This is a genomic window from Ruminococcus turbiniformis, assembly GCF_020687545.1.
In the GTDB taxonomy this organism is placed as follows: Bacteria; Bacillota; Clostridia; order Lachnospirales; family Lachnospiraceae; genus Mediterraneibacter; species Mediterraneibacter turbiniformis.
This window is the reverse complement of sequence record NZ_JAJEQX010000060.1, coordinates 1-10,843: the sequence shown is the minus strand read 5'-3', so window position 1 is coordinate 10,843 and position 10,843 is coordinate 1. Positions and strand designations below refer to the sequence as shown.

Genomic DNA, 10,843 nt, shown 5'->3' with positions numbered 1-10,843 from the left:
CGTTTTCACAAACATATCCTTCCCATCACAGTACCCCTCAATATCGTGGGAATACTTTTCCGCGAGATCCGCTTTCAACTCTCCATATGCCTGCGCTTCATCCGGATGGCTTCGAAGGAAGTCCCGCACAGCCAGATGTCTGCGGATATCCATCTCATTTTTTTCTTCAAAAATATGAATCTGATGAGTCCGTTCATCCCCCGCGTATAGCGTACTCCTCCTCACTGTACCCGTTCTTCCTGGCTTGGCTTCCTGCACCTTATACGGCATTTTCTGTCTCTTTTCTGTACATCCGCATCTCTTCCCCGTCATCCCCGTGAACCATACAGAGAAATTCCCATCCATACCGTTCATAAAAAGACGTATGTTCCGTTATAAGATACAGCATATCAACTCCCTTTTCTTTCATATCACGGCACACACAGCGAAGCAGCTGTCCGGCAACGCCCCTGCGGCGGAACTCTTTTTCCACATAAAGGGCACAGAGGTTCGGCGCAAGGTCCTTTCTGTCATGAAAATCATTTTCAATCACGCCGGCTCCTCCGATAATTCGTTTTCCCGCCTTCACAACATACCACTGAGGCACTGCTTTTTCATTTTTCAGACATTCCTTTATGCTTCCCATATATTCTGCCGCGGGGATATTCCAATTCCCATGAAACCATTCCGCCGCCTGTTCTGCCAGTTCCGGGCATTCCCGAATAAGCAGCATACAGAGGTCTTCTTCCTGTTCCGGCTTCTCTCCCGGCACCGTACCGTGTTCTGTCAAATGTAGCTGCTGCATATTTTTCTCCTGTTCTTTCTGAAATTCTGCTTTCTTTATTCTATCAGAAAAAAAGATACTTTACAGTCTTGTTTTCAAAAATTTTCGTTATGAAATTCACCGGAATAATCTACAAATTTGCGATTATACCCATTGCGATAAATAGTCTGAAAATGTATATATTTACCAAAAATGGTTGAAAATCAGTCATCTTATTGACAAATAAGTCCAAAAACTTTATATTAGTCATATAAAAATGAAGCGCTTCATTATTGTGGGCATCCCTTTCAGTTTTCTGGCAAATGTTATATAATATTGGTATAATTTTCCATTACAATCTGCAGGGGAAGGAGCACAAGATGAGTGAGAAAAAAGCCACATTGAATGATGTCGCGGTAAGAGCAGGCGTCTCGGCAGGAACGGTTTCAAAATATATAAACAATTCCAGCTCTGTCAAAGAGATCAACCGGGAGAAGATTGAAGAAGCCATTAAAACGCTGAATTTTACTCCGAACGTATATGCTCAGAAACTCGCAAAAGGGAAATCGAATACCGTTTTGCTTTGCATTATATCCGAAAAAAATATAAGCCCTTCCTCATGGCTCTATCAGCTGCCGATCATTCAGGCTTTAAATGACCTGCTTGTGGAAAACGGCTACAGCATGCAGATCCGGATTATTGCGGCAGAAGAAACATACCAGCTCAAAAAGTGTGTCATAAACTGTATGGCAGGCAAAGAGGCCGACGGCATCGCACTTCTGTCCGTATGGGATATCCCGGCAGATCTTGTCACGGAAATGAAACAGAGGAATTTTCCATATGTGCTGATAGAAGGCGTCGGCTCATCCTTCGGAGAAAACGGCGTCGGAATAGATAACCGGAAAATGGTAAAAGAGCTGGTTCATATCCTGGCCGAACTGGGACATGAAAAAATCGGTTTTATCAACATCCGAAGCAGGCAGGAAGATATGCGGCAGAGAGCGCTCGGATACAGGGAAGGTCTCCTTGAGGAGGGACTCGCTGTCGAAGATTCTTATATGCTGTATGGAGATTTCAGTATCGAAAGCGGATACCGCTGCGTAAAAGAATATTTTGAAAAAGGCGGCGAATGCACCGCGTTTATCGGCGGCAACGACAATATGGCCGTGGGGGCGATAAAGGCGGTTCAGGCTTTGAATATGTCGGTGCCGGAAGATATTTCCGTCATTGGAATTGATGACAGTATCGCGGCAGCCGCCTGCACTCCGAAGCTTCAGACCGTACATTTTGAACTGGGCCAGATGGGTCATCAGGCGGCGCTGCAGCTGTTGGAGCAGATACAGAAAAATAAATGCATTGAAATGCAGACGATTATTCCTTACCGGATGGTTCAGGGAGAATCCATCGCAAGGGCAAAAAAACCGTCTGAAAAGTAGTCGGATAAATTTTATCGGGCGGTAAAGAAGACTCTAAAAATGAAGCGCTTCATTTTTGAGGAGATCCGATTCGGATCTGTTTTATACATATTCAGCAACTTTCAGTAAACAGCCGGCATCAGTTATTACACGACTTCATCAGGAGACAAAAAATGGAAAGAAAAGTAATCGAAAAAAAAGTAAATTTATCTCTTTGTGAAAATCCGCTGCCTGTCGATTACAGTGAAATTCCGGAAATAACCGGAGAGGATTATCTCGGCAGAATCCGAAAACTGTGGGATATGCCGCAGTCCCGGCAATACACGACGATTATTATTTACGGGGACAGAGAGCACTTTTCAAACATCTGCTATTTTACAGACTATGACCCGAGATTTGAAGAAGCTCTTCTGATTTTAAAAAGGAATGAGCCTCCAAGGATTCTCGTCGGAAATGAAGGCATCGGATATGCGGAAAAAATCCCTTATGAGATTGAGAAAGTACTGTATCAGCCCTTCGGGTTAATGGGGCAGTCCACGGCGGAAAGTCCGTCTCTGGAACACATCTTCCGGTCATATCTTACGGATCCGGAAGAAAAAATCGGCCTGATCGGATGGAAATACTATAAACCGGAATTATACAGCCTCAGAGGATGCGTATCGGACGTTCCAAGCTATATTGTCGAGACACTGGTTCTTATTGCGGGCCGCGGCGCCGTTTTTAACGCTACAGATCTTTTAATGGACTGTGATTACGGACTCCGCCATTTTGCGTCGGCAAAAGAGATTATTCAGTTTGAGGTTCAGGGGACCAATATTTCCCGCAATGTGTACCGCACAATCAAAAACCTGAAAGAGGGAATGGGCGAAATCGAGGCGTCTTCTCTTTTCCGGCTCGGCGGGGAGCCTCTGTGTACACATCCCAATTTAAACTTCGGAGACGAGCATGTCTCTCTCGGACTGAACAGCCCGCAGTACGGACCGCGACTTAAGTACGGAATGCCCGTCGGCGTCGGGTACGGAATGCGCGGTTCCAATGTACACAAAGCCGGTATGTATATCCGGAATGCAGAAGATCTTCCGGAGGAAAAGTCTCATTATCTTGAAGAAATGGCAAAACCGTATTTCTTAAGCATTGCCTCATGGTATGAAATGCTTCGCATCGGCACATGCTTCGGAGCTATTTACGAAATGGTGGAAAACCATCTGGATTTCAAAAAATTTAATATTGTTCTGAACCCCGGACATCTGATCCATACGGATGAATGGACACATTCCCCGTTTGAAAAAGGCAATAAAACAAAACTGCATTCCGGGCATGTACTGCAGTGTGACTACACGGTAAGTTTTAAGTCACCATATCTTGTTTGTCATATTGAGGATAGTTTGGCGATCGGAAATGAAGCGCTTCAGAAATCAATCCGTGAGCTGGCGCCGCACTGCTATGAAAGAATTATGGCAAGAAAGGCGTTTGTGAAGGAGGTGCTCAATATACAGCTCCCGCAGGAAGCTCTTCCGCTGTCTGATTTACCGGCCATATGTTTCCCCTATATGGCGGATGTATCTGTTGTGTTGGCTCTTGAGTAATAAAGGAGGCAGTAGATGAAAAAGTGTAAAATTACAGTCGTAAAAAAATGTTTTAACAAAGAACTTGCCGACGAATACGCGGTAGACGGTTTTACAGAATGTCCTTTTTATAAAGTAGGCGATACTTTTATTACGGACTACTGCAAACCGGAAAATTTCTGCGAAGATGCCTGGCAGGCGATCCAGTATTATGTGTTCGCGCTTTCCATGGACTGTGACCAGATTTACAGAGACTGGGTAAATAAGCCGGGAATTGCAGTGAATTGCTGCAACGACGGATTAAGGCCTGTTGTCTTCAAAATCGAACGGCTTGAGGAGGAATGGGACAATCAGAAAGATCTTAAATAAAATCTGCGGAAGGAGGATGCACCGGTCATGATTGAATTTAGTAACGTAAGCTTTGGATATCCTTCCAAAAAGGGACTTGCCAGAATATTTGAGAATTTAAATTTTACAATCCAGGATAACGAGTTTTTCTGCCTGATCGGACCGTCCGGCTGCGGCAAAACGACACTGCTGCGGAATGTGGCGGGCTTTGAACATCCGACGGAAGGCGTAATATTAAACAACGGGAAACCCATCGAAGGAATTGACTATAAACGTGCAATGGTTTTCCAGGACGACGCTGTCTTTCCCTGGATGACGGTATATAAAAATGTCGAATACGGATTGAAAGTCAGAGGAGTTCCTGAAGATATCAGGAAAGAAAAAGCCGGGTATTATATCAGGCTTGTCGGACTGGAAGGCTATGAAAACGCGCTGCCCAAAGAACTATCCGGCGGAATGCGCAAAAGAGTGGATCTGGCCCGGGTTCTGGCGAATGAGCCGGATGTTCTTCTTATGGACGAACCGTTCGGCGCGCTGGATGCCATGACGAAGGAGAGTCTGCAGGAAAAGCTTGTACAGATATGGAATGAGTCAAAACGGACGATCTTTTTTATCACCCATGACATCGAGGAAGCTCTTTTTCTCGGGGACAGAGTCGGACTCCTGCATCGTTTGTCAGACGGCGGGGAACTGACGTTTTATGACATCCCGTTTGCAAGGCCCCGCGATATTTATTTGAAACAGGAGCCGGAATTTCAGATTATGCGAAGAGATTTGACAGAAAAATTTCACAAGTGCGGGAACAGGGGGTAAGTACATATGACAAAAGACCGATCAAATATAAAAACAAGATTTTATGTCCTCCTGATTTGTCTCTTCATCTTTGCCGTGTGGTGCCTGCTGACATACAGAATGGGAGTAAAGGCCGTTATTCTGCCAAGCCCGACAGATATCGTCGACGCGTATATCAAACTTGCGCCCACACTGCCGGAATCCATTCTTGCCAGTCTGAAAATCACTCTGATCGGCTTTGCGATCGGAGCTGCCGTCGGGCTTCTGATGGGACTGGTAATGGGATACAGCAAGTCTTTTCTGCAGGTGATCGGGCCGTTTATGGAAATCACGCGTCCCATTCCCGTGTTTGCTCTGATTCCGTTATTTATGCTCTGGTTCGGAATCGGAATCATGCCGCAGGTGCTCCTGATCGCACTTGGTGTGTCCTCCGTGCTCGGCGTCCAGACGTATGAGGCGATCCGCAATATGCCGGTGATCTATGTCAGAGCGGCCTTCAACCTGGGAGCAACAAAAATGCAGGTGTTCAAGACGGTTGTGATTCCGTGTATCGTGCCCCATCTGATCGGCGCCGTGCGTGTTGCGGCAGCCACATCCTGGGGACTGGATGTATGCGCGGAGTTTATGGGCGTACAGACAGGGCTCGGACACACGATGATCATTCAGCAGAATTACCTGAATACTCCGCAGGTTCTGGCCATTGTTCTGATCTACAGCGTTCTGGCCATTGGCCTGGACCAGATTATCAGAGTGATCGAGCGCCGGGCAACAACATGGACCGAGCGGTCCAGCCTGTCATTCGAAGGTCTGACAGTAGAGGGAAAGATGAGCAGGAAAGAAAAGCAGGCCGAAAGGGAAGCGTTGAAAGCGCTGAAAAAAACAAAAATGGAGGAATAGGATATGATCATTGATTCGCATATGCATTTAATAAGAAAAAAGAATTTTGACAAACCCACCTATGATCGTCTGGGAATGAAAGTCCCGGAGGATACAGATCTTGATACGCTGGTAGGATGGTATAAAGAAGCCGGAATCAGCAGGTGCGTCTGCATGGGGCAGGATATGTCCCGCATATGGAACAGTACATTCGGTGAAGAATATGTGCGCGAAGCCTACCGTCGATATCCTGATTTTTTCATCCCGTTTGCAAGCCTCGAACCGATCGACAAGGCAAACCGTTTTCATCAGGAAAACTACAATGAATTTAAGCGCGCCATTGAGGAGGACTCCATAAGAGGGGTGCTGCTGACTCCGCCGTACGGGCAGTTTAAGTCCAACGACAAAACCGTATATCCCTTTTATCAGCTCGCGCAGGAGAACGGCATTGTCGTCCAGTATCACCACTCTGCACAGATGGGTCCCGCAATCCTTGCGCCCACTCCTTATGCGAAAATGGAGCTGCTGAACGATGTGCTGATCGATTTTCCGGATATGAAAGTCATTGTAGAGCATCTTGGCTATCCCTGGTCAGAGTATTTGTTTGTACTCATGACCAATGACAAAAATCTGTATACGGATCTGGCCATGACATACGGACGGCCGGTGTGGACAGCATGGCAGCTTGTACTTGCAAGAGAATACGGAGTACTTGACCGGGTTATGTTTGCGACAGACTATGTGGCCTATAACTATGACGTGTTCGGTCCGAATCCGACTGAAGATCTGAAAAAGTGGATCCGTCTTGTCACAGAAGGTTTAAATGAAATAAACCGGAAATGCGGATGGCCGGAATTAACTTCTTCGGAAATTGACAGCATTATGTTTGGCTGCGCGCAGAAATTGTATGGTTTGTAAAGAAAGAAAATACTTTCGGGAAGGAGTAAATATATGAAAAAGATGACTCGTTTTATCTCGTTATTGCTGGCAGTTATTATGTTGATGGCATTATGTGCAGGATGCGGAAGCGACAGCGCCGGAAGCGACAGCGCCGGAAGCGGCGAAAGCAGCAGCGGGGACAGTGAGAATACTTCAGAAGAAAATGAACTTACAACAGTAAAAATCGGAATCACCCCTTATTCCATGTATGTCATCTGGGCGCTCGCAGACGAATGGGGTATTGCCGAGGACTACGGGCTGGATCTGGAACTTACTTCCTTTACAGGGACAGCGCAGGGCGCACAGGCCTGTGTCAGAGGGGATGTGGATATCACAAGTGCCTGCGTAAATGAGCATATCGCCTGTGTGGAGACATGTACAAACCTTGTAAACTTCTCGCCTCTGGGAGATTTCCGCGGATTCTTCTTTGTCGGCAGAGAGGCAGAAATTTCTTCTTGGGACAGCCTGGTGGAAGAGCATGACGGCGATATTGAAGCTGCAAAAGAAGAGCGGCTCAATGATTTTAAAGGCTCCTCATGGTGTGTAATCCCGCAGAGAAAAGCGCTCATCGTTGACGCGATTTCCCAGGTGGGGCTTACCGCTGATGATGTAACATTTATCGAATTTGCGGATGACGCAAAGGCATGCGAGGCATTTCTGGCAGGCGAGGGTGACTATTACACCGGAGGCGACCAGCAGCAGATGGCTTTAATGGACATGGGCGGCTATGTAAATGCCGGCGGCAGTGATCTGCTCGGACCGTCGGGCGTCTGGTATGACACGTTTGTGTGCACAGATGAATTTCTCAATGAAAATTATGATCTTGCAAAGACCGTGTATGAATGCCAGCTGGCAACTGTAAATGCCTTTAATAATAATCAGCAGGCTGGCGCTGAAATCGCTTCCGCTTATCTGACTGAGGCGACCGGGTCTGAATATCCGGTTGACGACTGGTTTGAAATGCAGACACAATGGGATATCTATGTAACACTGGAAGATGCGGCAAACCGGTTCTTCAACCCGGAGGACAGCACCTATTACTGGAAAACCGGCGCTGATTATAATGTAAAGCTTCTGCAGGACGAAGGTTCGATTACTTCTGACGTGGATACAGATTATTACTTTAAACAGTCCGAAGAAATGTTCAATGATATCAACAGTGACGAGGCGGCGGTAGAAAAAATTAATTCCTACAAGACATTTGAGGCGCCGTAAAGGAGGTACTGATGGTTTACACAGGAGACAACCGGGCGCTGTACCTGGAACTGCGGGCGCTTATGCGCGGCAGGGGCATACTGGAGCAGGATATCTGCAATACGCTCGGCAAAACAAGACAGAATCTTTCGACAATTTTTAACCGGATGAATCACGGGGACACTCCCGACCTGTATACGCTTTACCGCCTTGCAGAGGGAATGGGATGCGAACTGAAAATTGAACTGGTTCCGAAACAGACCTGACGGGAACCCGGAAGAAAGTTTCCGATCGAGTAGGGGAGATTTTCTCTCCCCTCTCACACCACCGTACGTGCCGTTCGGCATACGGCGGTTCAACATAACTTCAAAGCATGACGCTCATTGTAATAGTCAAGACAGCTTATAAGTCCTGCTTTGGTTAGTACATCTTTAGAGATTGCCCTGACAACGCATGTCTTCGTTGCTACCCAATAATAGCGGTCTCCACAATACGCTGTCAGTCTTGCAAGGTCTTTTCCAACTCCCAGTTTCTGCAATCCCCATTGTCGCTTTTCTGGTACCTTCCACTGTTTCCAGATGATAACTCTGAGTCTTGTTCTTAAATGTGCGTCTATTTCTGTCATTACTGTTTTCATGGAACCAAGGGCATAGTAGTTAATCCATCCTCTTGTTACCTGATTGATTTTCTCGATCTTGCTCGTGACTGTCCCTGGCATTTTCCTACAGGTCAGTTCTTTCAGTCTGTCTTTGAATTTCTTCACAGAGTCCTGATGGGGTCTGCACTTCCATTTTTTTGTCTTGCTGTCCTTGTGGAATCCAAAACCAAGATACTTCAGCTTTAGCGGTCTTGTGATGTGAGTTTTGGTCATGTTGACCTTTAACCCCAGTTTCCTCTGTATCCAGTCTGTTACCGTCCGCATCACTCGTTTTGCACTCGATTCGCTTTTGACCGCTATCACACAATCATCTGCATATCTTGTGAACCGCAGCCCTCTTGCTTCCAGTTCCTTATCCAATTCATTCAACATGATGTTTGACAGCAATGGTGACAGATTTCCGCCCTGCGGGGTTCCGAGTTTTGTTTCCTCATAACCCTGCGGTGTCATGACTCCTGCTTTCAGATACTTGCGGATTAGAGACTCTGTGTCGCCATCATTGATGATATCGTGTACAAGACTCATCAGTTTGTCCTGTGGTACGTTATCGAAGAACTTCTCCAAGTCGATATCCACAATCCATTCGTATCCCTCGTTTAAATATACGAGCAGCTGTCTGACTGCCATTTCACAGCTTCTGTTTGGTCTGAAACCATAACTCCACTCTGAAAATAAAGGCTCACACATGGGGCTTATCACCTGTACGATGCCCTGTTGGATTACCCTGTCCATTACGGTCGGGATTCCCAGTTTTCTTACTCCGCCGTTTGGTTTCGGTATTTCCACCCTCCTGACCGGCTGGGGTTTGTACTTCCTGTTCCTGATTTGATTCCTGATACCATCCCAGTTCTCTTTGATATAATCGCCAAGTTCTTCAACTGTTATCTCATCCACTCCTCCTGCACCCTTGTTGGCACAGACTCTTTTGTATGCGGTGTTCATGTTGTCTTTGGATAGTATCTTTTCCAACAGTTCTGACATTGCCTTGTGTGCTTTCTCCTTTCCGTTTCCATGGATTCTCCCTAAGTTGTGCAGTACCTGCTCATTTACGTTTTGCCCTTCCTGCTGTCAGGTATTCCATGGAGCATACATTTGATTACACGGTTACATTGTTCAGCCCTTCAGCAACGCCCATTTCAGGACTTTGCCTACTATGGCTTCTGCTGACTTCTCACAGTTCGTTGTTACTACGGTAAGTTTCACCGCCTGTGAGACCTCACGGGATAAGCCTGCCAGTCTTTCCTCGTCTACCTGCCTGATCTACGCACACGGGTTAAGGTTGCCTTTTGGACTTCGCCTGGGAAAGCCTGGGATTCTTCCCCACACATTTCAGGCTCTGCCTGCCGCCAATCTTGACCGTAAAAGATGTCACGCAGGTGATCTGCTGAGCGTCCGCCTGCCCGCCGGAGAAGGTCAGCACATCCCCCAGGTCCAGCGCCGGGTTCCCGATGGTATCCGAATCAAAGGGCACGTAATTGACCGCGGACAGAGCTGTCAAAATATTCCCGCACAGCTCCGCCCTGGTCTCTTCCAGTCCGAACTGCAGGAGGGGATTGACTCCCAGGTTCATAGTCAGCCCGTCATCTGTTTCCAAGGCGTAATACTCGGAGGTCTGTGTCCGCAGGTTGGTAGAACTGACCGCCATGTACCGGGTCACAAAATCAGAGAAACTGCTGGAAAGCCGGTGCTTCTGCAGGATCTCCATCACAGGGGTCTCCCCATACTGCCGAAACTCCAGCTACCTTCCCGGTTGATGCAGAAGAATCCGCCCAGCACCTGTGCCGTAAAATACAGCACATCCCGATAGGTCTCAATGTCATTCTCCGGGTAAATGGAGAGCAGTTCCGAACCGTTGGGAAGCGCCTCGATCTCCGCCTGGGTCTGTGCCAGTTCCACCCCGCAGGCGGTACTGCACAGCGCCATCATCCCGTAAGCCGTGCCGATGGTCTCAAAACCATTGAAAGCCCGGTCAAAGCGGAGCATCCGGTCATAAGCCTTCAGTTCCAGCACATGCACCGTCCGGTTGGCCTCGCTCACTTCAAAGATCCCCATAGGGACAGCTTCGTAAGTCCCGTCCGCCAGCCGCAGATGATAGGACAGTTCCACTTCCGCGTCTTCCAGAGTGTACCGGTCAATATCCAGGAACAGGCTGATCCCCATCTCCGCCGCGTACACCGCACCAAGCTCTGTATATTACGCGTAAGTAGAGCATTGTTCACGGATAAATTGATCACTTGTCACGGAGATTTAGATCACTGATCACGGAGACGAGATCACCGATTCTTACTTCCGTGTTTATCCAAAGACAACCGAT

13 protein-coding genes are annotated in these 10,843 nt (G+C 47.3%); 8 read left to right on the top strand and 5 right to left on the bottom strand.

Going from position 1 to position 10,843, the window contains the following annotated elements; all coding sequences use genetic code 11:
- Together LKD70_RS17880 and LKD70_RS17875 are read right to left on the bottom strand one after the other, a co-directional pair.
- A partial coding sequence (locus LKD70_RS17880) for a GrpB family protein (protein WP_265104939.1) occupies nucleotides 1-270 on the bottom strand: 270 nt, incomplete at its 3' end.
- Nucleotides 260-784, bottom strand: a complete 525-nt coding sequence (locus LKD70_RS17875; RefSeq protein WP_320442614.1) for a GNAT family N-acetyltransferase — start codon at nucleotides 782-784, stop codon at nucleotides 260-262. The genes LKD70_RS17875 and LKD70_RS17880, both read right to left, overlap by 11 nt.
- Nucleotides 785-1,122: 338 nt before the next feature.
- On the opposite strand from LKD70_RS17875, the gene LKD70_RS17870 reads away from it, so the two are divergent.
- The 8 genes from LKD70_RS17870 to LKD70_RS17835 all read left to right on the top strand — a co-directional run bounded on the left by LKD70_RS17870 (nucleotide 1,123) and on the right by LKD70_RS17835 (nucleotide 8,137).
- On the top strand, nucleotides 1,123-2,178 hold the full coding sequence (locus tag LKD70_RS17870) for a LacI family DNA-binding transcriptional regulator (protein ID WP_227709224.1): 1,056 nt from the start codon (nucleotides 1,123-1,125) through the stop codon (nucleotides 2,176-2,178).
- A gap of 152 nt (nucleotides 2,179-2,330) precedes the next feature.
- Nucleotides 2,331-3,743: a hypothetical protein gene (locus LKD70_RS17865; RefSeq protein ID WP_227709223.1), complete on the top strand. Its 1,413-nt coding sequence runs from the start codon at nucleotides 2,331-2,333 to the stop codon at nucleotides 3,741-3,743.
- Nucleotides 3,744-3,758: 15 nt separating this feature from the next.
- Nucleotides 3,759-4,091 carry a TIGR04076 family protein gene (locus tag LKD70_RS17860; protein WP_227709222.1) on the top strand — a complete coding sequence of 111 codons (333 nt, stop codon included), beginning with the start codon at nucleotides 3,759-3,761 and terminating at the stop codon, nucleotides 4,089-4,091.
- A 27-nt stretch (nucleotides 4,092-4,118) separates the two neighbouring features.
- Nucleotides 4,119-4,883 carry an ABC transporter ATP-binding protein gene (locus LKD70_RS17855; protein ID WP_227709221.1) on the top strand — a complete coding sequence of 255 codons (765 nt, stop codon included), beginning with the start codon at nucleotides 4,119-4,121 and terminating at the stop codon, nucleotides 4,881-4,883.
- Nucleotides 4,884-4,889: 6 nt separating this feature from the next.
- A complete protein-coding gene (locus LKD70_RS17850; protein ID WP_227709220.1) occupies nucleotides 4,890-5,759 on the top strand; it encodes an ABC transporter permease in 870 nt (289 codons plus the stop codon).
- Nucleotides 5,760-5,762: 3 nt separating this feature from the next.
- On the top strand, nucleotides 5,763-6,656 hold the full coding sequence (locus LKD70_RS17845) for an amidohydrolase family protein (protein ID WP_227709219.1): 894 nt from the start codon (nucleotides 5,763-5,765) through the stop codon (nucleotides 6,654-6,656).
- Between the two features lie 33 nt (nucleotides 6,657-6,689).
- A complete protein-coding gene (locus tag LKD70_RS17840; RefSeq protein ID WP_227709218.1) occupies nucleotides 6,690-7,892 on the top strand; it encodes an ABC transporter substrate-binding protein in 1,203 nt (400 codons plus the stop codon).
- Between the two features lie 11 nt (nucleotides 7,893-7,903).
- Complete coding sequence (locus tag LKD70_RS17835) at nucleotides 7,904-8,137, top strand: hypothetical protein (protein ID WP_227709217.1); 234 nt, start codon at nucleotides 7,904-7,906, stop codon at nucleotides 8,135-8,137.
- Nucleotides 8,138-8,226: 89 nt separating this feature from the next.
- Here LKD70_RS17835 and ltrA read toward each other — a convergent pair whose 3' ends face one another.
- From ltrA to LKD70_RS18900, 3 genes are all read right to left on the bottom strand, one after another.
- The gene (gene ltrA / locus LKD70_RS17830) at nucleotides 8,227-9,510 is read right to left on the bottom strand and encodes a group II intron reverse transcriptase/maturase (RefSeq protein WP_227709216.1); all 1,284 of its coding nucleotides are present in this window, start codon (nucleotides 9,508-9,510) and stop codon (nucleotides 8,227-8,229) included.
- A 292-nt stretch (nucleotides 9,511-9,802) separates the two neighbouring features.
- The gene (locus LKD70_RS18905) at nucleotides 9,803-10,234 is read right to left on the bottom strand and encodes a hypothetical protein (protein WP_407691001.1); all 432 of its coding nucleotides are present in this window, start codon (nucleotides 10,232-10,234) and stop codon (nucleotides 9,803-9,805) included.
- Nucleotides 10,234-10,704, bottom strand: a complete 471-nt coding sequence (locus LKD70_RS18900; RefSeq protein WP_407691000.1) for a hypothetical protein — start codon at nucleotides 10,702-10,704, stop codon at nucleotides 10,234-10,236. The genes LKD70_RS18905 and LKD70_RS18900 overlap by 1 nt, the downstream gene beginning before the upstream one ends.
- Nucleotides 10,705-10,843: the final 139 nt, after the last annotated feature.

Excerpts from the sequence above, each read along its gene's own strand:
- LKD70_RS17875 (WP_320442614.1), bottom strand. The coding sequence starts at position 784 with ATGCAGCAGCTACATTTGACAGAACACGGTACGGTGCCGGGAGAGAAG.
- LKD70_RS17870 (WP_227709224.1), top strand. The coding sequence starts at position 1,123 with ATGAGTGAGAAAAAAGCCACATTGAATGATGTCGCGGTAAGAGCAGGC.
- LKD70_RS17865 (WP_227709223.1), top strand. The coding sequence starts at position 2,331 with ATGGAAAGAAAAGTAATCGAAAAAAAAGTAAATTTATCTCTTTGTGAA.
- LKD70_RS17860 (WP_227709222.1), top strand. The coding sequence starts at position 3,759 with ATGAAAAAGTGTAAAATTACAGTCGTAAAAAAATGTTTTAACAAAGAA.
- LKD70_RS17855 (WP_227709221.1), top strand. The coding sequence starts at position 4,119 with ATGATTGAATTTAGTAACGTAAGCTTTGGATATCCTTCCAAAAAGGGA.
- LKD70_RS17850 (WP_227709220.1), top strand. The coding sequence starts at position 4,890 with ATGACAAAAGACCGATCAAATATAAAAACAAGATTTTATGTCCTCCTG.
- LKD70_RS17845 (WP_227709219.1), top strand. The coding sequence starts at position 5,763 with ATGATCATTGATTCGCATATGCATTTAATAAGAAAAAAGAATTTTGAC.
- LKD70_RS17840 (WP_227709218.1), top strand. The coding sequence starts at position 6,690 with ATGAAAAAGATGACTCGTTTTATCTCGTTATTGCTGGCAGTTATTATG.
- LKD70_RS17835 (WP_227709217.1), top strand. The coding sequence starts at position 7,904 with ATGGTTTACACAGGAGACAACCGGGCGCTGTACCTGGAACTGCGGGCG.
- ltrA (WP_227709216.1), bottom strand. The coding sequence starts at position 9,510 with ATGTCAGAACTGTTGGAAAAGATACTATCCAAAGACAACATGAACACC.
- LKD70_RS18905 (WP_407691001.1), bottom strand. The coding sequence starts at position 10,234 with ATGGAGATCCTGCAGAAGCACCGGCTTTCCAGCAGTTTCTCTGATTTT.